The sequence below is a fragment of the Nitrospinaceae bacterium genome (assembly GCA_018669005.1).
Classification (GTDB): domain Bacteria; phylum UBA8248; class UBA8248; order UBA8248; family UBA8248; genus UBA8248.
The window spans coordinates 57603-80979 of the sequence record JABJAL010000097.1 but is presented as its reverse complement, the minus strand read 5'-3'; the positions used below and the strand labels follow the sequence as shown (position 1 = coordinate 80979).

General features: G+C 51.5%; 19 protein-coding genes. 9 read left to right on the top strand and 10 right to left on the bottom strand.

Annotation, left to right across the window (positions count from 1 at the left end):
• Positions 1 to 92: 92 nt before the first annotated feature.
• The 3 genes from HOJ95_15770 to HOJ95_15760 all read right to left on the bottom strand — a co-directional run bounded on the left by HOJ95_15770 (position 93) and on the right by HOJ95_15760 (position 2645).
• A complete protein-coding gene (locus HOJ95_15770) occupies positions 93 to 1280 on the bottom strand; it encodes an aminopeptidase P family protein (GenBank protein MBT6396157.1) in 1188 nt (395 codons plus the stop codon).
• 115 nt (positions 1281 to 1395) lie between these two features.
• Entirely contained in the window at positions 1396 to 2148 is a 753-nt protein-coding gene (locus HOJ95_15765) for a sulfite exporter TauE/SafE family protein (GenBank protein ID MBT6396156.1), read from the bottom strand.
• Positions 2149 to 2171: 23 nt separating this feature from the next.
• A complete protein-coding gene (locus tag HOJ95_15760) occupies positions 2172 to 2645 on the bottom strand; it encodes an MOSC domain-containing protein (protein ID MBT6396155.1) in 474 nt (157 codons plus the stop codon).
• Positions 2646 to 3138: 493 nt separating this feature from the next.
• Here HOJ95_15760 and HOJ95_15755 point away from each other — a divergent pair, with 493 nt between their 5' ends.
• The 3 genes from HOJ95_15755 to HOJ95_15745 all read left to right on the top strand — a co-directional run bounded on the left by HOJ95_15755 (position 3139) and on the right by HOJ95_15745 (position 5866).
• Complete coding sequence (locus tag HOJ95_15755; GenBank protein ID MBT6396154.1) at positions 3139 to 4170, top strand: radical SAM protein; 1032 nt, start codon at positions 3139 to 3141, stop codon at positions 4168 to 4170.
• 24 nt (positions 4171 to 4194) lie between these two features.
• Positions 4195 to 4776, top strand: coding sequence for a hypothetical protein (locus tag HOJ95_15750; GenBank protein MBT6396153.1), 582 nt, complete (start codon positions 4195 to 4197; stop codon positions 4774 to 4776).
• A 565-nt stretch (positions 4777 to 5341) separates the two neighbouring features.
• Positions 5342 to 5866, top strand: a complete 525-nt coding sequence (locus HOJ95_15745; GenBank protein ID MBT6396152.1) for a carboxymuconolactone decarboxylase family protein — start codon at positions 5342 to 5344, stop codon at positions 5864 to 5866.
• A 51-nt stretch (positions 5867 to 5917) separates the two neighbouring features.
• Here HOJ95_15745 and HOJ95_15740 read toward each other — a convergent pair whose 3' ends face one another.
• Complete coding sequence (locus HOJ95_15740; protein MBT6396151.1) at positions 5918 to 8794, bottom strand: FAD-binding protein; 2877 nt, start codon at positions 8792 to 8794, stop codon at positions 5918 to 5920.
• A 249-nt stretch (positions 8795 to 9043) separates the two neighbouring features.
• On the opposite strand from HOJ95_15740, the gene bioB reads away from it, so the two are divergent.
• Entirely contained in the window at positions 9044 to 10099 is a 1056-nt protein-coding gene (gene bioB, locus HOJ95_15735) for a biotin synthase BioB (protein ID MBT6396150.1), read from the top strand.
• 14 nt (positions 10100 to 10113) lie between these two features.
• Positions 10114 to 10809 carry a WbqC family protein gene (locus tag HOJ95_15730; GenBank protein ID MBT6396149.1) on the top strand — a complete coding sequence of 232 codons (696 nt, stop codon included), beginning with the start codon at positions 10114 to 10116 and terminating at the stop codon, positions 10807 to 10809.
• Positions 10810 to 10816: 7 nt separating this feature from the next.
• Here HOJ95_15730 and HOJ95_15725 read toward each other — a convergent pair whose 3' ends face one another.
• On the bottom strand, positions 10817 to 11998 hold the full coding sequence (locus HOJ95_15725; protein ID MBT6396148.1) for an acyl-CoA/acyl-ACP dehydrogenase: 1182 nt from the start codon (positions 11996 to 11998) through the stop codon (positions 10817 to 10819).
• A gap of 92 nt (positions 11999 to 12090) precedes the next feature.
• On the bottom strand, positions 12091 to 13200 hold the full coding sequence (locus HOJ95_15720; GenBank protein MBT6396147.1) for an LLM class flavin-dependent oxidoreductase: 1110 nt from the start codon (positions 13198 to 13200) through the stop codon (positions 12091 to 12093).
• Between the two features lie 271 nt (positions 13201 to 13471).
• Here HOJ95_15720 and HOJ95_15715 point away from each other — a divergent pair, with 271 nt between their 5' ends.
• Positions 13472 to 14224 (top strand): GntR family transcriptional regulator, encoded by a 753-nt coding sequence (locus HOJ95_15715; protein ID MBT6396146.1) that lies wholly within the window; start codon positions 13472 to 13474, stop codon positions 14222 to 14224.
• A gap of 68 nt (positions 14225 to 14292) precedes the next feature.
• The gene (locus HOJ95_15710; protein ID MBT6396145.1) at positions 14293 to 15081 is read left to right on the top strand and encodes an SDR family oxidoreductase; all 789 of its coding nucleotides are present in this window, start codon (positions 14293 to 14295) and stop codon (positions 15079 to 15081) included.
• Here HOJ95_15710 and HOJ95_15705 read toward each other — a convergent pair.
• The 3 genes from HOJ95_15705 to HOJ95_15695 all read right to left on the bottom strand — a co-directional run bounded on the left by HOJ95_15705 (position 15073) and on the right by HOJ95_15695 (position 18458).
• The gene (locus HOJ95_15705) at positions 15073 to 16197 is read right to left on the bottom strand and encodes an FAD-binding oxidoreductase (protein ID MBT6396144.1); all 1125 of its coding nucleotides are present in this window, start codon (positions 16195 to 16197) and stop codon (positions 15073 to 15075) included. The genes HOJ95_15710 and HOJ95_15705 overlap by 9 nt on opposite strands.
• A gap of 365 nt (positions 16198 to 16562) precedes the next feature.
• Positions 16563 to 17591, bottom strand: coding sequence for an NAD-dependent epimerase/dehydratase family protein (locus HOJ95_15700; protein ID MBT6396143.1), 1029 nt, complete (start codon positions 17589 to 17591; stop codon positions 16563 to 16565).
• Between the two features lie 30 nt (positions 17592 to 17621).
• Entirely contained in the window at positions 17622 to 18458 is an 837-nt protein-coding gene (locus HOJ95_15695) for a glycosyltransferase (GenBank protein ID MBT6396142.1), read from the bottom strand.
• Positions 18459 to 18677: 219 nt separating this feature from the next.
• Between HOJ95_15695 and HOJ95_15690 the strand changes: the two genes are divergently transcribed.
• Both HOJ95_15690 and HOJ95_15685 read left to right on the top strand, forming a co-directional pair.
• On the top strand, positions 18678 to 20456 hold the full coding sequence (locus HOJ95_15690) for a hypothetical protein (GenBank protein ID MBT6396141.1): 1779 nt from the start codon (positions 18678 to 18680) through the stop codon (positions 20454 to 20456).
• Between the two features lie 113 nt (positions 20457 to 20569).
• Positions 20570 to 21331: a glycosyltransferase gene (locus tag HOJ95_15685; GenBank protein MBT6396140.1), complete on the top strand. Its 762-nt coding sequence runs from the start codon at positions 20570 to 20572 to the stop codon at positions 21329 to 21331.
• Here HOJ95_15685 and HOJ95_15680 read toward each other — a convergent pair.
• Positions 21309 to 23108, bottom strand: coding sequence for a hypothetical protein (locus tag HOJ95_15680; protein MBT6396139.1), 1800 nt, complete (start codon positions 23106 to 23108; stop codon positions 21309 to 21311). The genes HOJ95_15685 and HOJ95_15680 overlap by 23 nt on opposite strands.
• Between the last annotated feature and the right edge of the window lie 269 nt (positions 23109 to 23377).

Genomic DNA, 23377 nt, shown 5'->3' with positions numbered 1-23377 from the left:
TGGGTGCGCTCCTTTTTGTCTGTTTAGCCGAGATGAATAACCTATTTTACCTCAATATAGGCCGGTGGGGTCAAGGCACAATTATCAACTCCTCAACCGCACCGGGGGAATGCCATCGGGTAGGTGTGCAGCGTCTCGAAGCCGGTTTTGGTGACAATTCCCAGATCCCCAATCTGGAGGCCGTGGCCCTCATCGTCCATCGGGTTGGGCTGAATCACCATCACCATATTTTCCTCGTAGCAAAAATCTGCCGGCGGCGGGGCGTAGCCTGAGCCTCGAATTCCGATCGAGGGTTGCACCAGGTCCACCCCGAAGCCGTGGGCGATCGAATCATAGATTTTAAAGCCCCGCTCGGGGATGACTTCCACCGCGTCGAGTATGTCGCCGACAGGCGCACCCGCCTTCATCGCCTTGGCCGCGCCCTCGAAACATGCCATCGCCGCATCAAAGAGCGCCTGGTAGGGTGGTGTCGGATCCGCTCCAACGGTGAAGGGCCTAAGGACCTGGGCGGCGTAGCCGTTATAGGCCGCGCTGATTTCGGTCAAAACGATATCGCCCTTTTCAAGCTTTCGTTGTCGGGGATTCTGCCAGGGAAGCGGGGTTTCGGGCGCCGCCATCGGCGTCGCGGTGACGAAGTGAACCATCTGCTCGCCCCCCTCGATGCGGAAGGCAGCCGAGAGGCGGCCCGCCAGCTCGATCTCGGAGATGCCTGGCCGGGCATATTCCTCACATGCCGTCATCGACAGGTCGGTCAGCCGGGCGGCCTCGCGCAGCCATTCGATTTCCTCGGTGCTCTTGACGACGCGAAGGTCACGGAATTTTGCCGAGACGTTCACCCATTCCACCTCGGGAAAACGATCCTTTAGATAGTCCATGTGCTCAAAAGGAATCAGGCTGTTGAAGCGCGGGTTGATGCCCGCGAGCCCGATGCGGCCCGCGCCCAACCCAAGGGCGTCGAGCTGATTGGACATGAGTTCGGGGTTGCCGTAGCCCCCGTGGCGCACATCCTCTATCGAGGCGATGCCTTTGGCGTTATGCAGATGGTTGTAGAGGCCGACAAACAGAGAAGGTTCGCCCTCTTTTGGGAAAATCAGGTAGGCGTGGTTGAAATCGCGATAGCCCGTGAGCCAGAAAATGTTGGCCTGGGCATTTCGGTTCGATCCGCTAAATCCGTAAAGGAGAATCGCGTCAAGACCTTCATCTTCCATTAATTTTATTGCCAAATCCCGCCGGCGGCTCATCTCATTATCTGAAAATTTGGGATAATCATTCTCGCTCATAACGCTCTGTTCCCCCCTACATGGATGGATTATTCAAAATAAAACGAATGGTTCAGGGTACCTTCTGCGGCCCGGAGATGAAAGCCAGGAAGAAAGAGGGGGAGGGGAAGGATTATTAGAAAAAACGCCACACGCTCCTGACGATGAGGGTGGTCGCGACGCCGAACAGGCCCCAGTTGACGAGGCGGAAGAAGTGCTCCTGGGGGATTTTCTCGCGAATCCGGACCCCCACCCAAAAGCCCATGTAGACCGGGACGAGGGCGAGCATGGCGCGGATGATGGCGGGCCGGGTGTATGCGCCCCCCATGTAGTAGGAGCCGATGGCGAAGCCGATGGTCAGGGTGTTGAAGGCGTTGACGAGGAAGATGAAGGTGTTTTTCGGGAACTTGAACATCGAGTAATAGACGATACTCACCGGGCCGGGGAGGTTGGCCATCCCCGAGAGGAAGCCTGCCAACAGGCCGCAGGCGACGCCGATGCCACGGCGGGCGGTGGCGCCGATCTCGCCCATGTCGGGTAGAAAGCGCCGCACGGCGAGATAGCCGTAGACGGCGAGGCCGATGATGAGGCGGACGAGCTCGGGGTTGCCGCGCTGGAGGAAGAGGGCCCCGAGCGGCACACAGACGATGCCGACGGCGAAGTAGGGCAGGACACGGGAGATGCTCCGCCACTCGCTGAAATCCCGCCGCACGTTGTCGATGTTGGTCAGGCAGGCAGAGAGCGAGAGCATCACCACGGCGTCCCTCGGCCCGAGGAGGAGCGAGAGAAAAGGTATCGAGAAAGCGGGCAGGCCGAAGCCGATGCCGCCCTTGATGATTCCGCCGAGGAGGAGAATCAGGGAGGCAAGGCTCCAATCGAGTGTGCTCACCGGTGCGGGGCCTTTCTCCGTGGTCAGTCGGTGGCGATTTCCTTTAGCGTATCGCCGGGACGGATGATGCCGCCTTCTAACACCTCGGCGAAGAGGCCGCAACGGTGGATGAGCGAGGAGAGAACCGGCTTGCCGATGACTTCTATAAGATGCTTGCAGGGCTCGTTGAGCACCAGCCCGCGGAGGGTGGCTCCGCCGGCGCGGAAGGTTTTTCCTACGAGGTGGGTGAGCGGCGCCCCGCGCGTGATGAGGTTCATCCGGCACTCATTGGGGGCGAGTTTTTTATTGTGGTCGCGGAGGATGGTCTCCAAAACCTCGCTCTCAAAAAGCGTGACCTGGCGCCTGGGGCCTACATTTTTCGAGAAAAAACCAATGCCTTTGGCGTAGCGGTCGCCCTCGATGCCTTTGCCCGCGACGGCGAGAAGCTCGGGCCGCGTTTCCATGGGGGCTGCGGCCTCGGGCGCGAGGTGGAGCGAGGTGATCTCTCCAGTCCACATCTTGAATCTCCTATCGGTGTCGTTCAACTCTAGAGCGCTCAGATGTTTCGTGCGCCACCCTTTTAGTATATTGAACGCCTAAAGGCTTAGAGTCCATTCATGAATCTGTTCAATGATTCGATCCGCGCCGGGGCGCGCCGCCTGGCGGGGGCGGTGGAATCGTAGGGAGGGAAATCAAATGACAGCGTTTTTAAGCCCCAGGCAGCCATCCCAATAAAATCGCCCCCCGACGAGGTGTACGTAGCGCTAGTTGAGCGCCAGTCCGTGAAGGGTAGCTCGGAATAATTCAATTTGACGATGGTGCTTTTTGTGAGTACATATATATATTAATATAGTACATGAAATTTACTCACTCACCCGCCAGTAGAGCTATTGGAGGCAAGGGGGAAAGGTGTTTATTCAAGAATCGTCGATATCGAATCTTTTGAAGAGCAAACAAGATAGATTTTTTTCCTCGCGAAACAGAAAAAAAGCCATCGGGTGCTTGCAGGCGATGGAAAAATTGTTGTTGGGGCGAATTTTCCCCTTGTGGGCGTACATCCTTATCACAAGGAGATGCAACCTTTCCTGTTCTTATTGTTATGTCACGGAAGACCATCTCAAAAAGATGGGGCTTAAATACCCTCAGAAGGAATTAAACCTTTCTCAACTCAAGCAATCAGTGGATAAGTTGCACGAATTCGGGACACGGTGGGTTTCTTTTTTCGGGGGGGAACCTACTGTCAGAAGAAAAGAGTTGGTTGGTATTGTTGAATATGCGAGCAAGGAAAAGAATATTTTCACGCAATTGCCTACCAATGGATTTCTCTTGGGTGATAAATCTTATGTTGACGAACTCGGGTGCGCGGGCATTGATTTGATCGATGTCTCCCTCGATAGCCTCTTCAGGTTCGATCTGAGTAAAAAAGATTTGTTCCATAGGCCGGATTTATTTGAAAATATTTTCGAGGGCAGGGAAAAGTATGGTTATACGATTAAAACCAATTTGGTTTTGACGAAAACGAATGTCGATCAACTCGAGCCAATTATGGAATTCGCCAACGATAATAATGTCTTGCTTTCTGTCAGATTGGCGTTGAATCCTCCCATTCCGCCTCAGGGATGGACGGGGGATTGCGGTTTTTATTTCACGGACAGGGAAGAGGACCATCAGATTGTTGATAGGGCTGTAGATTATGTCTTGAGAAAAAAAGATGAAGGCTATGTAACCACGGAGCCCGCCGAATATTATCAGACGATGAAGAATTATATTCGGGCGGTTCCTGGGGTATGGAAGTGCGATGCCGGAAAATATCATTTGACCGTCGATAGCGACGGCACGTTGATGCAATGCGCTCTGTTGCTGGACGGGCTGGGATTGAACATCCTGGATTTGGATAAAAATTATTTCAGCGATATTGAATCAAAAGTAAAATCCAACCTGACCCAATGCAATGACAGATGTCTGGCGGCGGCCTATTTTTGCGCACAACATTACAGAAAAAATCCTTTGTCAATTTTCAAGCAAGGTTTCCTTCAAAAATAAATATCCGGAAGGGGGGGGCGTGTTGTGATTGATGACGCATGGCGCAATGTACTAATTTCTCAATTATCTGGTTCGTTTGTAGCTTTCTTCGGTTACATTTTCCATGCAGGAGAAGCAAGGACTGCTAAAAGAATACTATCTGGCCTTGTGCTTGTAATTTCTTTTTTTTCGGCTTTTATTTTGCTTGTTGTACATTTATATTCCCGTAGTGTCTTTAGCGACTCAAGAGAAATACTTACTGTATGGTTCCTCTATGGGGATGTTTTTTTGTTGTCCATTCTGGTGATTTCTTCTGGAGGAGTTACGCAAAGTATGTTTACTCCGTTATTTCTCCTTATACCGACGGCAGCTATTACTTTTGTCCCATTGACAAGTTTTTACCAAAATAAACACATTTGGGGCATCGCTGGTTTAGTTGTGATTATATATGCTGTGTTATATTCCTGTTCGGATTTTTTCCAGGATTTTTTCTTCAAGAAGGATGACCAGAATTCGAAACCCACTGAAATTGAGGCTAAAGGTGTGCACAGTTGGGGAGTTGTGGGTGTTCTGGCTGGTTCTGTGGGTTTGACAGTTTTTATGGGAACTATGTGGGGGAAGCCGTAAAATTTTGATTTCTCTTTGTTGATAAAAAATACAAAAAAAATCTATCTACATGAAGTTTTTTCGTGTAGGTAAAACCCGATGCCGCCTTTGATGACCCCGTCGAGCAGTAGAATCAGGGGGCGAGGGTCTATCCGGCGCATCCCTATTATCTCAAGCCGCCCCCGAGGGCGGAGCTTATCGTGGGATTTGCCGCCTTGGGTGAGCGGGATATTCGTGCCGGGGTGCGCCGCCTGGCGCGGGTGATGGAGTGATTTTCGGCGGAAAATTTAAGGACAGCGCATTTAAGCCCCAGGCAAGTGTCCGAAATAAAACTGCCCCCCCGGCACCTCCCCGCGTCCGCTCCCCCCAACTACAGCAAATGCCGCCAAAGCGCAGGGAGGATCACAGTTGGTGCGGTTTATAGGAGCGGCATGTGGCGGTGAAGATGGGGGGAGGTGAAGGGATGATCGAGATATCCTCCCCCTGGGCGGCCCCGGTTGCGAATATATGAGATAATAAGAGAATCAAAAAAAGCATGTGTCTTTAAGTCCTTAAAATTTCGCAACCTTGGAATAGGAGAGATTTAATGAGCCGTCTTCCGGATTTGTCCACAGATACGATGAACGAGGAGCAAAAGCGCACCTATGACATTATCAGGCCCGGCCAAACGGGCTCTGTTAAAGGGCCAAGCAGTGCCTGGATGAGAAGTCCCGGGGTATGTGAGCGTTTTGGATGGTTTATTGCCTACATGAGGCATGAGAGCCCGGTTTCCGCTCGGTTGGTTGAACTGGGTATCCTCATCACGGTGGGCCACTGGGATTCGGAATATCCCTGGGATAGGCATGCAGCTCTGGCGCGTGAAGTTGGGTTGGGCGATGACGTAATAGCGGCTCTGGCTGAGAAGAGGCGGCCTGAATTTTCGAACGCTGATGAGGAGGCAGTCTATAACTTCAGCATCGAGCTTAGGGAGAATCATAAAGTTGGTGATGACACGTATAATGCGGCACTGGAGCATCTGGGGGAGCAAGGGCTGGTTGAGATGGTCGCTCTTTTAGGTTTCTACGCTACGGTGGCGATGACGGTTAACGCTTTTGAGATTCCCAATGTTTGAGTGCAACATGTTGCAACATGACTGAGTGACAAGAGAAGACTCGAAAGTCTTTTAATCGTCGATCGCCTCGGCGAGAAATTCGACGAGGTGGCGGGCCTGGCGTCCGGTGCCGTGGCCGATTTGCTGTCGACATGAGACCCCATTAGCGATGACATGCGTTTGGGCATCCTCATCCCGAATTGCTGGGAAAAGTTTCATCTCGCCGATAGCCAGAGATATGTCGTAGTGCTCTTTCTGGTAGCCGAATGAGCCCGCCATTCCGCAACAGCCCGAGGGAATTTCTTCGACCTCAAGGCCGGGAATGAGTTTCAGCGTTTCAAGCGAGGGACCCGAGCCCACGAGGGATTTCTGGTGGCAGTGGCCGTGAAAGAGGGCCCGGCCCGGACGCTCGCGAAGGGGAAGTTCGAGTTCTCCTTTTTCCTTTAAATGAACGAGAAACTCCTCAAGAAGAAAAACCGAGTCGGCTAGCCGACGGGTATCATCGCCCAAGATGAGACTCGGATATTCATCTCGCAGCGTGAGCAGACAACTAGGCTCCACCCCAACGATATAGGCCCCCTCACGAAGTGCACCAGAGAGGCGAATCAAATTCTCTCCGGCCATGTCTCTTGCCTCACGAAGCAGGCCATTCGATATCAGGGGTCGCCCGCAACAGCCCATCTCTGCGAGTTGTACTTCAAAACCAGCGGCTTCAAGCACGCGGATGGTCGCCTTTCCCACCTCGGGGTGGTGGAAATTCGTGAAAGTATCGTTCATGAAGAGGACCTTGCCTCGTGTCGATTTTACGCCACTTGGTCGTGAGCGGAACCATTCCTCGAAAGTTTCGCTCACCAGCGGAGACAACTCGCGCCTTTTATCCACGCCCATAAAACGCTCCATGAGCGAGCGTAAGAATGTGTTCTTGTAGCCCATGTTCACCAATGCGGCGAAGGGTTTGCTTAGACGATTGATCTGCGCAATCCGTCCGAACAAGCGAGTTCCTAGTGGGGTGCCGTGGCGGTCCCAGTGCGCCTGCATGACTTCGGCTTTTATCTTGGCCATGTCCACGCTCGATGGGCACTCGGCCTTGCAACCTTTGCATCCAAGACACAGTTCCATCACCTCGTAGAGGCGCTTAGATGATAAATCCTCGCCCTCGATGCCGCCCGAAATAACCTCTCTTAACGCATTGGCCCGGCCTCGGGTGGAATGTTCCTCCTCATTTGTGGCCTGGAAGGAAGGGCACATGGTCCCGTCTCGTTTCCGGCAGGCCCCCACCCCGTTACACATCTCAATCGCTCGAGCGAAGCCGCCATCGGCAGAGAAATCCATGATGGTGGAAATAGGCACCGTCTTGTATGTGGGGCTGATCCTGAAATTGTCCGTGAAAGCGTCGGCGTTAACAATTTTTCCCGGGTTCATCAGCCCTTCGGGGTCGAAGGTTCGCTTCACTTCGCAGAAGCTATTGTAGAGTTTATTTCCAAAAAACTTAGGCACCAGATGGCTTCGAGCAAGCCCGTCGCCATGCTCCCCGCTCATGGCCCCGCCGAATTCGAGAACGAGGTCAGACGTCTGCTCCTGTATGGAAACCATTTTTTTAACTTCTGATTCCATCTTGAGGTTAATGCTGGGCCGTATGTGCATGAGCCCAACGCTCGAGTGTCCGTAGAAGGAACCTTGGGTGTCGTGGTCGCGTATGATTTTTTCAAGCTTGCGATAGTAGTCGAGAAGTTTTTCGGGCGCCACGGCACAATCTTCTATGAAAGCATAAGGTTTTTTGTCGCCCTTTACGCCAAGCAAAAAGCCGAGCCCGGCCTTCCGTACATTCGATATGGCGGCCTGCCCGGCGGCGTCGAGCAGGGGAACGCGCGAATATCCGATGCCATCTCTTTCAAGCTCGCTTATTAATCCCTCGACCTTGGCGCGTACTTCATCGGCGCCGTCGCCAAAGAAAATTACCTGAAGAGTGGCTTCGGGATCGCCTTCCATAAATGAAGTCATCCAGCGGCGCGCCTCGATGTTCTGTTGGGCGAGGCCGAGGAGAAGGCGGTCCATGATTTCAAGAGCGGCGGGCTTGTGGGTCAATATCTGGGCGCTGGCGGCCAGGGCGCGCTCAACCGAGTCGAAGTGGATGGCCAGAGAGCCTCGGGCCCTCGGGCGGCGGCAGATGCGAACCTTGGCCTCGGTGATGGTGGCGAGAGTGCCTTCTGAGCCGACGAGAAATTTAGCGAGATTAAAGGGCTCGTCCTTGATCAATTCATCGAGGTTATATCCGGCCACCCGGCGCATGATCTTCGGATAACGGTCATCTATTTCCTGGCGATTCTCGTCCGAGAGGCGGTGGAGGGTGCGGTATATGTCTCCGATTCGAGATTTTTCCTCAAGTTTGGACTGTAGTGCCGCCCCTTCGAGAGGGCCAAAAGTGAAAGGCTCGCCGCCCGCCAGGAAGCCTGATATTTCGTGGACATGATCGACGGTTTTTCCATAAACAAGCGATTCTGAGCCCGAGGAATTGTTTCCCATCATTCCGCCGAGGGTGGCCCGACTGCTGGTGGAGGTGTTCGGACCGAAAACAAAACCGTGTGGTTTTAGATAATCGTTGAAGTGATCTTGGACGAGTCCGGGCTGAACACGGGCCCATTCGCCGTCGAGGTCATGCTCGATGACACTATTCATATACTTGGAGAAATCGAGGACAACTGCCTTGCCGACAGTCTGCCCGGCGAGGCTGGTGCCTCCGCCGCGTGAAAGAACGGCCGCCCTGTGGCCCGCCGATATTTCGAGAGTTTTCTTCACATCTTCAGCCGAACGGGGAATGACGACGCCGACCGGTTCAATACGATACATGCTGGCATCGGTGCTGTAGAGTTTTTTGGAGTAGGGGTCGAAGCGAACCTCGCCCTCGATGGCCTCTTTTAATTCGCTTTCGAGTTTTTCCCAGCCCGCCATGTCGCTGCTCCGTGTCGAAGTGTTTTTGTAATTCGCGAAATCCCCATGTGTTAAAAGGGTGCCCTTGGCATCAATTTGCTGGATTCAGGGGAGGATCCTGAACCTAGGGAAAACGCATCATAAGGAGGTAAGGGCAGGTAGGCAAGACAGGGAGCCCCTCCTGCCGTTGCTAAAACATGATTCGGGCAATAAGGTGGGAGGCGACGTGATACATGGTGGGCAGCCACTTCCAGCCCTAGTAAACTAGCCATGTATTTCCTGCTTATCTTGGGAAGTGAGGGCTTTATGGACTATCGGGAGCTGGCCGGGCGCGTTATCGCCGGGGAACGAGTGTCAAGGCAAGACGGTGAGGCTATTCTCGATTCGCCCGATGGAGATCTTCTCTCTCTCCTCGACGCTGCCTTCAAGATTCGTCGTCGGTATTTTGGCCTTTCGGTTCAGATTCACCGTTTGATGAATTCGAAAAGTGGTATGTGTCCTGAGGATTGTTCCTACTGTTCACAATCTGCTGTCTCGGAAGCAGATATCGAAAAATACTCGTTGCTCGATGAAGAACATCTGATCGAGGGCGCCCGACTTGCTGTGGCCACGGGCGCCCGACGTTACTGTATGGCCATCAGCGGTCGCGGTCCATCGGATGCCGAAATCGATCACTTGAGTTCGGCGGTTCGTCGGATAAAATCCGATTTGGGGATTAGTGTTTGTCTCTCGCTTGGCCTGATGGACGAGTCAAAAGCGCGCCGATTGAAAGAAGCGGGTGTGGATCGCCTTAACCACAATCTCAACACGAGTGAGCGTTACTATCCCGAGATTTGTACCACCCATACCTATGCCGACCGGATGGACACCCTGTCTGCCGCACGGGAGACGGGTATGGAACTTTGCTCGGGAGTGATCTTTGGCCAAGGTGAGCATCGAGAGGATGTTCTCGATGTGTGCGAGGCCCTCCGAGAGCTTACGCCCGAATCAATTCCCGTGAATTTTCTCAATGCCATTTCCAAGACCCCGCTTGAGGGCATCCCACCACTGGGAGCAGTCCAGTGTCTAAGGCTTCTTTGTTTGATGCGTTTTTATAATCCCCGCTCAGAGATTCGCGTGGCGGGTGGGCGCGAGGTCCAGCTTCGAGAACATCAGGCACTGGCCCTTTATCCGGCCAACTCGTTATTTGTCTCAGGCTATCTCACCACTTCTGGGCAGTCGCCTGAGGAGGCTCTCCGGATGATCCGCGAACTTGGGTTCGAGGTGGACGCTACTGGGCACACCGATCCGCAATTAGAAATTTCGGTGAAACCAAGCATGGCATGAGGGAGGCCCCCTCCTTGATCGTCTCTATTCACCAGCCCGCATATCTTCCATGGCTGGGCTATTTTCACAAAATTCTTCATTCCGATATTTTCGTTTTTCTCGATACCGTGCAGCTCGAAAAAAACGGTTTTGCTAATCGGAACCGCGTTCGTGCCGCATCAGGTGTGGAGTGGTTGACGGTCCCTCTTCTGATGAAGGGGCATGTGGATAAATCCATTGGAGAGATGAAAATCAATCCGGCGGTGAATTGGAAGCGGAAACATCCTGGAACCCTGGCGCAGGCATATAGGGGGTGTCCGTACTATGAAAAATATGCAGGCGATATAGAGGCGCTCATTAACGGCGCGGGAGATTCGCTAGGAGATTTTCTTTTTGAAATGCTCGGTTATTTTCTTGATGCCCTAGGCATACAGGGGAAAAAGATCATGCGCACCTCGGAGATGAAAGCCTCTGGTAGCCGTTCGGATTTGCTCGCCGCCATTGCGAGCGAATGTGGCGCTGACGTTTATTTGTCAGGCGTTGCCGGAAGAGATTATCTGGATTTTGAGCCGTTTAATGAGGGGGGAATTGAGGTTTCATTTCAGGAGTTTAGACATCCCACCTACGATCAAGGCTATTCGACTTTCGAGCCCAACATGGGTGTGCAGGATGCACTCTTTAACCTCGGCGGGCAGGGCGTTTTGGAAATGTTGGAGAAGGCTGGCACTTAAAACCTACTCACTCGAAATCGAGTGTTTTGGCCTCCATGCCTAGGGCAATCTTTCCCACCGTTTCTAGGCATCGATCATTCGCCGGGGGCATGACAAGTCCTGCCATGGCGTCTCTCAGGTGGCGCTCAAGAGGAAAAGAGCGCAAAAGCCCCTGTCCCCCGCAAAGCCGTATTCCGCGTTCAGCAAGCTCTTTAGCAGCCTCCGTTGCAAGATACTTCGCCTGGTTGAGGATAAAGGTCAATTCCATCTTGCTCAAGTTTCCGCGCAGCATCCCGAGTTTTTCTGTGGCCCGGCGGGCGTTTTCAATTAGCATCGACATTTCGCCAATTTGGCGCTGAATGCGCTCGGAGTGGGCGATTGAATTTTCCATCCCACGAAACTTTGTTTTTTTCGCGTAGTTGACGCAGAATTCATACGCCGCCTCGGCGATGCCGATGTACACAGCGGTGTAGCCGAGTGACCAGATGCTCATATCCTTGCCGAGAATACCACCCGGCTCCCCGATAACTTCATCGGCATTTACGGCCACGTCGTGAAAATGCATCGAATGGGAAACCGTCCCGCGCATCCCGATAGTATCCCAGTCCTCGATGATTTCGATGCCATCGCGGTTGGAGGGCACCATGACATTGAGAAGGCCTTCTTGAATGTTTTTCGCGCCATCAAGATAGCTCCAGGTGAAGTAGTAGGTCGCCCCGGTCGATAGAGAGCAAAAGTGCTTTCTGCCTTCGAGCTTGTAGCCCTCTCCGTCTTTTTTAATTGCAGTGCGGACGGCGAGCTTGTCTCGGAAAGAGGAGCCCGGCTCGCTCGTGATGGACGAGAAAATGGCACCGTCCTCGACTACAGCACGAAAGTAGTGCTCTTGCTGCTCCGGGCTGGCGATTTGGAGCATAAAATCGACCACGGCGCTGTGCATGTTGAAGGTAAGCCCTGTGGCGGCGCAACCTTTCGATATTTTCGAGAGGATCGTGACATAGGTGAGCGAATCCGCGCCGATGCCGCCAAACTTCTTAGGAACGGAAAGAGCGAGAAGGCCGGATTCGGCGAGGTCTGCATAATTTTCCGTTGGAAATCGGGCTTCCTCATCAATAGTTTTAGCGAGAGGAGCAAATTTTTCGCGGCTCAGCTTCTCGGCTAGATCGACCCATTTTTGATTTTCGGGAGACAGTTGGGTATCTAGGCTGCTCATTTATGTAACCTCACCGGGTGATAGATTTAGTGGCGTCCACATGTGGTTTGGTGTCTTTTCATGAATTCACGCATTCGAATGTGGGCAAATGCTCACGATGCTACAGCAGGCGACGATTCTTCGAGAGTTACGGGATCTGTGTCCTTGAGCAGCGGCATGATTTCCTGACCGAATCGCGTGGCTTCCTCGACATGGGGCCACCCCGATAGAATGAACGCCTCTACCCCAGCATCGACGTATTCTTTTAAGGCGGTCGCGATCATATCCGGTGTGCCTACAAGTGAGGCGCCCGCTCCGGCGCGAACCCGATTAACGCCCATCCAGAGCGTATCCGTTATCCAAAGCGAATCGCCCGCCGCGAGATCGTTCACGCGCTGCTGACCGACACTTTCGGTGTTGTTCTTCATGTCGGCCCATGTCCCAGTGTTCGAAATGTCACTTCCCTTGATCAGAGCCTCGGCGGCTTGGCGGGCTTTCTCTTTCGTGTCTCGGCAAATTATGTGGATCCGGATGCCCATCTTGATTTCGTTCTCGCGCCCATACTCGGCGGCACGCCACTTCATGTCCACGACATCCTTGGCGATTGTTTCGAGATCGACGGCGTACATCATGTGGATGTCAGAGTGTTTCGCGCCGACCTTGCGGCCGGCCTCGGAGCTGCCGCCCATATAAACTTTCGGGAAAGGTTTGGACGTAAAACCGGGGAAGAAAGCGGCGTCTCGGATGTCGTAGAACTTTCCGTTGTAGTTTACCGGCTCCTCACTGGTCCATATCGCTTTGATAATGTCGAGGTACTCCATTGTTCGCTCGTATCGCTCGTCGTGTTTGAGGTGATCGCCGTAGCGCATCTGATCCACCGGTGAGGAGCCCGTAACGACATTAACCGTTACCCGACCGTTGGTGGTCCAGTCTAGTGTGTTGCACGATTGCGCGGCGTAGACCGGGCTCGTGAGGCCGGGCCTGAAGGCGACGCAAAATTTGATGCGATTCGAATTTTGGGCAATTCCGGCGGCGGTTACCCATGCGTCGAGGCAGTGTGTTCCGGTGGGAACGAGAAGATTCACGAATCCAGCCTCCTCGGCAGACCGCGCGACCTGGGATAGATATTCGATGGTGGGTTCCCGCTCGGGTACCGGAATGTTGATTTTATGTCCGTCTCCAGCTCTTGCGCTGGGAATAAACCATGCATATTCCGTAGGCATTTAAGTCTCCTCTATTGAATCTACTGGACCGGCTAGGCAAAAAAGAGAGCGATAGCAAAAGGTCACATGATTAATTAAAGAATTCGGGTGAAATGTCCAATATTGTCTCGCGATTGTCGTTGTTTAAATATAACATATTATTGGCCTACATAAGCATACCTTTTCAGGTAGTATGTCTCATTCATAATAATTATGAATCGACAACGCATTGTAGTGTATTGCAGCCTTTTTTGATGATGCATCACCGTTTTTATTTTAGGATATTTTCGATATGAAAGAAGATCTTAAAAGGGTTTCTTTATCAGATCGCTTCGTTCCTTACTATTACCAAATTGCCAATTTGCTTCGTGAGAAAATTGAAGGCAGAGAGTATTCTCCTGGGGACAGGCTTCCGGGTGAAATAGAGTTGGCTCGCAGTTTTGGAGTTAGCCGTGTCCCGGTTCGTCACGCTCTGTCTTTGCTGGAAAATGAAGGCATCCTTAGTCGCCAGCGCGGGCGTGGCACTTTTGTCTCGAAAAAAGAATTTGCGCCGAAAGCCCCGATTCTTAGCGGAGTTATCGAAGACTATGTGACTACAGGTATTCAGGGAACGCTTGGTCTCTTGTCTATGGAACGTGTGCCAGCCCCCGCAAAAGCTGCAGATTTTTTTGATATTGACGACGGAGAAATCTTGATGATGCTTCGGCGTCTGAGGCAGGTGGACGGTATGCCTTATTCCTATGTCATAAACTTTCTTCCCGTTGCCACAGCTGCAGAAATTCCCATTGAGGATCTTAATAAACGAACAATGGTTTCTATTTTGGAAGAACGGATGGACACTCCTCTTCAAATCATTCAACAGACAATAGAAGCCAAAAGTGCGGACAGTGAAATTGCGGGTGTTCTAGAAGTCGACACGACCTCTCCTGTGATGTATGTCGAAACTTTTATACGCAGTCAGGCAGATGAGCCTATACAGTTTTCTCGGACCTTCTACCGAGGAGACCGTTATAAATACATGGTGGAATTGAAACGAAGGTTGTAATCCTCGGGTTGAAGTTTTCTTATGTGTGAAAATATTTTCCTTGAAAAATGTATTTGGAGATGAGTTTTATGGACCTTGGGTTAAGGGGTAAAACGGCGATTGTGACCGGCTCTAGCATGGGACTCGGTCTGGCAGTGGCCAAAGAGTTAGCGCGTGAAGGATGTAATGTAACAATATGCTCCCGGGGCGAGGAGGCGCTTTTTGCCGCCCAAAAGGAAATCCAAGCCCAGGCCGACGGTGCTCAGGTTCATGCCGTAATGACGGATATGGAACGATCTGAGGATATTAACCGCCTCGTTAGTGAGACGGTGGATCGCTTCGGTACTGTTCATATACTCGTCAATAACGCTGGTACGAGCATCACCAAAGATTTTCTCGATGTGGAGCGTGAGGATTGGACAAAAATATTCCAGATGATAATTGTCGGGGCCTCTGAGGCCAGTAAACTGGTGATCCCCTACATGCAAAAACAAAAGTGGGGCCGAATAATTAATGTTGGCTCTGCAAGCTCCAAGCAGCCCCGCCCCCGGCGCGTTCTCTCGAACACTGCCAAGACAGCTTTGCTGAGTTTCACGAAAACCCTGGCCAGGGAGTTCGTGAAGGACGGGATACTCGTCAACTGTGCCATACCGGGGCGCTTCGACACGCATTGGCGCGAGCGCATCGAAAAAATGGCAAAGGATCAGGGGCGAGGTGAGGAAGATGTTTATGCCGAAGTCGTCAAGGACATCACCATGTCGCGCCTCGGCCAGCCCGAGGAATTCGCTGCGATGGTGTTATTCCTTGCGAGCGAGCGCGCCAGTTTTATCAGCGGCGTTGCCTATGCGGTGGATGGCGGAGAGATTTCCTCAATCTGAGTTTAAGAAGCGCCCCGGAGATAATTCTGCCGCCAGACCGAGTGGTTCTTCTTTTTCCAGTATCAGCCTTGCTCCCATCTCGCCCACGGCTGCCGAGCAGGTTGCGCCGTGTCCGCCGAGCCCCGCTACCCAAAAAAATCCTTTAACCCCCGGATCCCAGCCAATGATAAAGCGATCATCTGGCGTTGAAGTACGCAGGCAAGCCCAGTACGCTTGGAACCGTAGCCATTGGAGGGGAGGCACATTCTTTCGTAGCTTATCCTTGAGCAACCCCATCGCGGCGATATTCGCCTCAGGAAGTGATGGTGGAAACACATCCTCATCGCAGGCGCTTAAAAGTAGTCCCCCGGCTGCGGGTCTGAAGTAATAGGCGGCTCCCATGTCCCAGACGAGCGGCCAGCTGGGATCGGTCCAAGGGAGAGTTCCCGTTCGAAAAAGGTGGCGGCGACGAGGCTGGAGGGGAAGCTCTGCCGCCCCTGACATACTGGCCACAGCTCCGGACCATGCGCCTGCAGCGTCAATGAGCACATCTGCCTCAATGCGTCCTCTGTCAGTTTTCGCGGCAGAGAAGCGCCCTCCTTGCACCTCCACATTTTTAAGCTCGCAGCCCAGCCAGATTTCGGCCCCGCCAGCTCTTGCACCCTCAAGGTAGCCATCGAGCAGGCCCTGGATGTCCACCACGCCGTCACAAGGAGACCACAAGGCGGCTTCGAATTCCGTGCCCTCAAGGATTGGGATTTGTTTCACTACCCAATCACGTTCTCTTATTTCCACATCCAGCCCTGCGGCCTGGAGACGTGTGGCGATGACTTTTTGTCCGGCGAGTTGATCCCCCGAGGCGAGGAATAGGGAACCTGTCGGTGAGAATTCAAGCTGTCCTGGCCAATCATCGGGGGGCTTTCGGATAAATTCGGCCCCCCGGCGGGCGAGGCTCTCTTCTGCCTCGCCAGAGCCCCGGTGCGTTACCATGGCGGCATTTAGCCCCGAGGAGTTGAGACCTGCCACCGCTTCGCGGTCGATGACGAGCACATCCTTGGCACCCATACGAACCAGATTATAGGCGGTAGCCGCACCTGCGAAGCCCGCTCCAACGATGAGATAACGCACTTTTTTCATTTGAGGCTCCGCAGCATGGTTGGAGTCTGGGGAATGAGGCAGTCCAATCATTGTCTCGAAAATGAGAGGGGCTGGTCCAATTGTCGTATCATACTTGGGAGCGGGTCTGAAAGCGTTTAGCACTTTGTTCTGAGATTTGAAAAAAAGGGGGGCTTGTCTGACTTTATCTATCCGTATTTGGTGGTGTCGCTCTATGAAGTGGGTAGTGGAGATTTTTTCAGATTTAGAAGTAAAGGATACTCGCGCCCAGCCACAAAGGCTGAAAAATTAATTTGCTTTTTTCGTTGTCCGGTTAGGTTGAGTTTTTGAGTATTCTGAACATGGTTGGTAGGAGTAGAGAGGCTCTCCCGAGGCTGCTATTCAGTTTATTTGATGTTTTTCTTCAACATTTCACCGTTTTCCCTTATCCAATCGAGTAAAAGGCCTATGCCGTCGGATAGAGGCATTCTGGGTGACCAGGAAAGTTTTTCTTTCAGCGCCCTGATGTCTGAGATGTAAACTTTCTGATCGCCGGGTCGCCAGTCGGCGAAATTTAGTTCGATGGGGCGATCCGTTTTCTCCTCGATCAGATTAATTATCTCAAGTAGCGAGGCTGCGCATCCTGGCCCTCCGCCTACGTTGAAAGCAAACATATCGAGTTGGGGTTCCATCTCGATGGCACGGTAGTGAAGATCCACCAGGTCATCGATGTGGAGAAGGTCCCGGACCTGCTTCCCGTCGCCGAATATCGAAATTGATCGACCGAATGATGCACAGATAGCGAACCAGGCCACCCACCCCTGATCTTCAACACCCATCTGCCGGGGGCCATAGATGCAAGACTGGCGGAAGACGATGGACCGCAAGCCATATATGCGCCGGTAGTCGAGGACATATTGCTCGGCGGCCCCTTTCGAGCAACCGTAGGGGGAATGGAAATCAAGGGGCATGGTTTCTGGAACCCCGTCAGGTTGATCTCGGAACGAATAACGACCATTTTTCTCCCCGATGTTCAGGGATGGAAGTGCTCCGTATACCTTGTTGGTGGAGGCGTAAATGAGAACGGGGTCACTCTCGCTCAGCCGTATGGCTTCAAGGAGATTGAAGGTGCCGAGTGCGTTTATCTCAAAGTCTGTCCGGGGGTCTTCCACCGAGGTGGTTACCGCCACCTGGGCGGAGTCATGAAATATGGCGTCATACTTTTGGGCGTTTAGTAGGTCCGAAAGGGTGTCGAAATCGCGGATGTCAGCCTCGACGAAATCGAATTTGCCCAAAGAGCGTAGCCATTCTAAATTCAGGAAGGAGCCCGCACGGGATAAATTATCTAGAACGGTAATGGCATGTCCCTCTCGGATGCCCTTTGCTGCTAAGTTGCAACCGATGAAACCTGCTCCTCCTGTGATCAATATTTGCATTCACTCGTCCTTTGATCGAACCGCACCGATTCAATTCGATATTTTTTTCTTTCTCCGCCGTGTTAGGAAAATGCGGAAAAGCCGAGCGTATGCAAGAAGATTCCCGGAAATTTGTATCGAACTGGCGCCTTTTTTCAGTCCGTAATCGTACACGAAAGGCACCTCTCTCACTATTCCGATAAAACCTTCAAGCCGAAGAAGCATTTCGGCATTGCAGGCGAACCCTTCTGTGCTCGTGAAGTCGTCGCCGTATTCGGCGAGGGCCTGGCGGAGGGGACCGGCGCGGTATGTTCGGTAGAAGATGGTGTAATCTCGGACGCCAGCAACAGGGCACAATCTACACAGCAAGGTGTTTGCCCCGCCACTCAACACGAGTCTTTTAATAGGGAATTTCACATAGCGCCCTCCAGGCGCATAGCGCGATGCAATGACGATATCGCACGGCGGTGACAGCTGCTCCAGCATTTGCGGCACTACGGCGGGATCGCTTGTTCCGTCCCCCTCCATGACTATCAGGGGGTCCTCGTCATCGGCGTCCTCAAGAGCCGCCCGGAAGCCGGTGAGGAAGGCCGACGCTACCCCCCGGTTCACCTCGTGTCGCAATTCTCTGATGGGAAGTCTTGTTTTGAGTGAGTCTACAACTTCGCTGGTATTGTCGCTGCTCCCGTCGTTAACGATGAAAATTTCATATTTTCGCTCGAGGTTTTCCATGACGCCTTGAATGCGGTTGCACAACAGTTCGAGATTCGGGCCTTCGTTGTAGGCTAGGACAATAAATCGAACTGGGCTTGGGGCATCCTGGTTCGCAGGTTCAACATTGGATTCCGATGTGTGAAGTTTGCCCGCGAGGTCTTGGTGCTTTTTCATTTTACCTTTGATTTTAATGTTAAGGAATTTAGCCCCCTTGGATATAGAGCTTTTATTCCTTGGATTTGGAATTGAACTGCCCAGAAGTTGTATCATTTCCTATGAGAGTTTTGAAAGTAGTGCTATTTTCGGAGGCGGCTCACATGAAAATTGTTGAGCTGAATAGAAAAAGTAGGCGATAGGGCTTTTTAAAAGGCCATCCATAAAATGGAGGATAAAGTGTCTCGGTTTTTCTCTCTTAGAGTGCGCTCCCATCTTTGGGTGTTTCTCATCTGTGTCGTTGCCGCTCTGGGAATGACATGGCCAACCGTTTTGCACCTCGCGGAAAACACGGTGCCGACGAAGTATATGGATGTTTCACTGTATTACTGGAACCTTTGGTGGTTCAAAATGGCGCTTTTAGATCTCGGAACGAATCCTGTCTATACAAGCTACCTTTTTGCGCCAATAGGAACCACGCTTGCCTCGCATACGCTCACTCCTTACTACGGCCTCATCGGGATTCCACTTCAGCTTCTATTCGGTCTATCGGCGACGTTTGGGTTGATTTATCTCTCAACATTTATTCTCTCGGTGCTCGGAATGTATTTGTTGATATATCACCTGACAGAGGACCGCCAGTCGTCGCTAGTGGGAGCGATAATTTTTACCTTCGCTCCCTGGCACATGTTGCACGCTAAATTTCATCTAAATTTATTGAGCATTCAGTTCATCCCTTTGTTTATTCTTTATCTCCTGAAGTTACTTGAGCGGCCTGGCGCTAAGTACGCAATTTTGGCCGGGGTGTATATGGCGCTTACGGCTCTGTCCGACTGGAATTATTTATTATTCATTCTGCTTTTCGTTCTCGTGTTCTTGATATGGGCGTATCTCAATGAGAAGGGGGCGATGACTCAACCTAAATTTTTGTATGCCCTCTGTGGAATGATGGGAGTATGTCTTTTCCTCGTATCGCCGTTCCTGATTCCCCTCCTACGAGTGATTTTGTCGGGAGAGATAAACATTGCGGGCGAGGGCGGGGCTAGAGAGTATTCAGCTGATTTGGCAGCGTTTTTTGTTCCCTCTAACTTACATCCCCTGTGGGGAGATTCTGTTTTTATCCGGGGGCTTTACTCAAAATTGTCGGGTGGCGTTTCAGAAGGAACGGTGTTTTTAGGATACACGGCGCTTTTTTTAGGCGTGGTGGGTGTTTTGAGAGTGGAGCAGCGTTTAACGCGATTGTGGGTTGCCGTTTTTGCTCTTTTCTTGGTGCTCTCACTTGGGCCTGACTTGCAAGTATTTGGTAAAGAATACCTCGGCTTCACCCGCCTTCCTTATAATTGGCTCATTCAGCACACTCCGATTCTCAAGGGGGCACGGGTGCCAGCCCGCTTTACGGTGATGACCGTCCTGGCGCTTTCTGTTTTGGCTGGATTAGGTCTGAAGAAGATTCTCTTAGGCTTTGCGCCGCGTCAAAGAGCTTTGTTCTCTACTATGGTGGCTGGTCTCATTCTTTTCGAATTTATGGCCAAGCCCGTTTTTACCGAGATGAAAGTGCCCGAGCCATACAAGAAATTTGCTCAAGATAAAGGAGCCTACTCGATTCTAGACGTTCCTGTTGCTATGCCGCAAAACGTTAATCTATACATGGCCTACCAGACGGTTCACCAAAAGCCGATAATCTCGGGATACATTTCCCGAGTGATTCCCAAAAATTGGAAGTTTATCAACGAGGATCCATTTGTGCGGCTCCTCCATTATCCCGAGCTGATTACCCCGGCAACCCTAGACACTATGCCTGTCGGACTTATCAGGAATAAAATAAAATATGTCTTGGTCCACAGGAATAATAAATTTTATAATGTCGTTGACGCCCCGTATTTTGATCATACGAAAGTGCGGATTGTGAGAGGAGAAAAAAAAGAGGCGTTTCTTGCGAACATTCATAAGCTGTTGTCACGGCATCTGAAGCGCTCGCCACTTTCGGGAGAAAATATCACTGTGTATAAGGTGTATTAGATGTAGTTTGCTTGGCTGGGCATGGTGGCGTGTCCAGGAGTTTTATTCAGATTTTTCACATGGCCTTGAGGCATTATCTGAAATCAGGTTCCCCCGGTTTGGAAGATTTTCTTATGTCAGAAATTCCTGAATTGAGCATTGTCATTCCGGCGCTTGGAGAAGCCGAAAATTTAAAGCTCCTCCTACCGGAGTTACACAAAGAGTTGAAGGAAATCGGCATCGCATTCGAGATACTGGTAGTCGACAATGGGGCTCCCGATGAGACGGAAAATGTCTGTCGCCAATTTGGTGCGACTCTCCATACCCAGGAGGAAAAGGGATACGGAGGCGCGCTTCGGACAGGTTTTAGGAATGGACGCGGTAAGCTCATCCTAACTCTGGATGCAGACCTCTCGCATCCGCCTAAATTTATTGGTCAAATGACTCAGGCGGCGGCCCACTCAGATTTAGTGATCGCCTCTCGTTATGTGGCTGGCGGTAGTGCTGAAATGCCAGCTACAAGATGGCTACTCAGCCGGATACTAAACTTTACCTTCGGATGGATTTTTGCTGTACCGGTTTTGGATTTAAGCAGTGGTTACCGAATTTATCGAAAAGAGTTGGTGGAGCAAATCAATCCAGTGGCAACAAATTTCGATATTCTTCAGGAAATTCTCCTTCGGGCAGTTGCCATAGGCCTCAAAGTTCAGGAGGTCCCATTTCAATACAGTGCTCGGCATTCGGGAAGATCCAATGCCAAGCTCATTGCCTTCGGATGGTCTTACTTAAAAACACTTGTGATGATGTACTCCTTGAAAAAGAAATTTTTATTTTCCCCATACCTCATGCTGTACCCTCTTTGCGACACCTACCCTAATACACCTGATACACGATGATGTTATCGCTAGACAGGGGTGAGCGTTTCGTATGTTTTAAAAGTAGCTCGTGTATATTTTTGAGAAATATTTTCTTCCTTTTTCCCCTGGCGTAACGAACTTTCGTGTGGTCGAAGTAGGGGTTGTCAAGAAATTCGTAAAATTCTTTGGTTTTGTGGACTAAGACATATTTTATTTTGTGTTTGATAAGCCCGGCAGGCTTGGTGTTGATCGTTTCTGAGGTAATTCGTTCTGGGAAATGGAGAAGCCTCACGAACGGGTCATTTTCGATAAATTTCCAGGATTTTGACACCACCCTGGAAATGTATCCCGAGATTATCGGTTTTCTGTGAGCTGTTTGATAGGCCATGTACCAACTGGCGTTTTGTGGTAATCCGACGGGTACCTCTAGCACGGCATAGGCTTCTGAGTCTTGGGCAAAATATGTATATGGCTTGGGAATGGAGACAGGGATAGAGGGGTGAACTGCCTGAAATTCGAAAAGGATAAGGGCTGTTGCTCCCGCGATTAGCATGGTCTTCTTGTTCGGTTTGAGATTGTCGAGAAGGGACTTCATCCCCCAGCCAGCCAGGACGGATATAGCTAGTGAGGCCATCACAGCGAAGCGTGCCGGGATACGTGCGCCTTTCAAGAACGGTGTGTTTTGGATGAACCAGTTGTAGGGAAGTCGGGTAAAGCCGAGGTATTCTTCACCGAATATCTGAAGATCTGGTCCGAGCGAGAGTGCCATGAAAGTGGCGAGTGTAATTACCCAAATATAAATATTTCGCCAGCCGGAGCGGAGGAGAGCAACTCCAGCGAGAGCCAGCGCCGCATAACCGAAGGCGACGGTTCCCTCGCTCAGACCGCCCGCAAAGGAGGTGTACATTTTCTGAAAGACGCTGTTGCCGCCCCATAGAGGATGTAGGTTTGAGGGAACAAAATAGGCGGCAAGATCGGCCGAGGCCGCTCTTGCGAAGCGCTCTCCTGCGATATCGACCGTGCCTGTGAGGATGTCTCTCGCTAGTGGAATTAAAAATGGCGAGATAATCACGAAACACACTCCACCTAGCCAGCAAAGCCCGCGAATAAAAGACAGGTTGATGACTTTCGTCCGCTCATTCGCAAAAACGGAAATCATGAATACGAGAATAAAAATTAGAAAGAATAAAAAATAATTCCATGAGCAAAGTGCAGTGAGTGCCATGAAAATTCCTGCTGCGATTCCGTTTTTCGTACAAGGATTCTCCGATAGCCGAACAAGATATAGAGCGAAAAGCGGGATGTATTGGATGGTCATCAAATGAAGATGATTTTGGGCGTGCATCATGTGGTAAGGCGAGAAGGCGAAGATTAAGGCGCCCACGAACGCAGCCGCGTGATTTTTCGTAAGGTGGTGAATCAACAGATGCATGCCGTAGCCGGAAAGCACGAAGGTTGAGAGGTAGAGAATGTTGAAGGCGGCCATGAGACCAAAGAGGGCTTGGAGTGGTATCCCAATCAGTCCGTTGTAAGGGGCAAGGGTGTGGGCAGTCAAAGTTGTGCCGACGGGATGAAAAAGTTGATTTGTAAAAAGAGGGTTTGTCCCAAGGTCCATAAGGGCGGTTTTGAACCACCATAGATTCCAGTAGTTTTGCAGGCCGTCATGGGACCAGACTGGCAGCCGGGTGAAAAGGTTGTTGGCGACCGGATAGGTCATTCCCAAGGTTAGGGCCAGGTAGAGGCCGATGAGCAGAAGATGGATGGAGATTCCAAAAGGGCTCTCCGGGCGGGATAGGTGATAATCTTTGCCGCGCATGGCGCCGGTTCTCATCGGGGGAATTGTATTCCATCTCGGGGCGGGACTATCAGTTCAAACCCAGTCTAAACGGTCCATTTGAATATATACGAAAATTTGCTTCGATGTGCATACGGGGAAGGGCTCGACGTTCACCGTTCGCCTGCCTAGAGTTGATAAGAAAATTTAGGGCAGTTATCCAACCGGTTTATATCCCTCGCAAATAAACAATCCTTCACAATGTAGAATCATCAAAGCAGAATGGAAAGTTTCCGGGCTGGTTTTCGGGC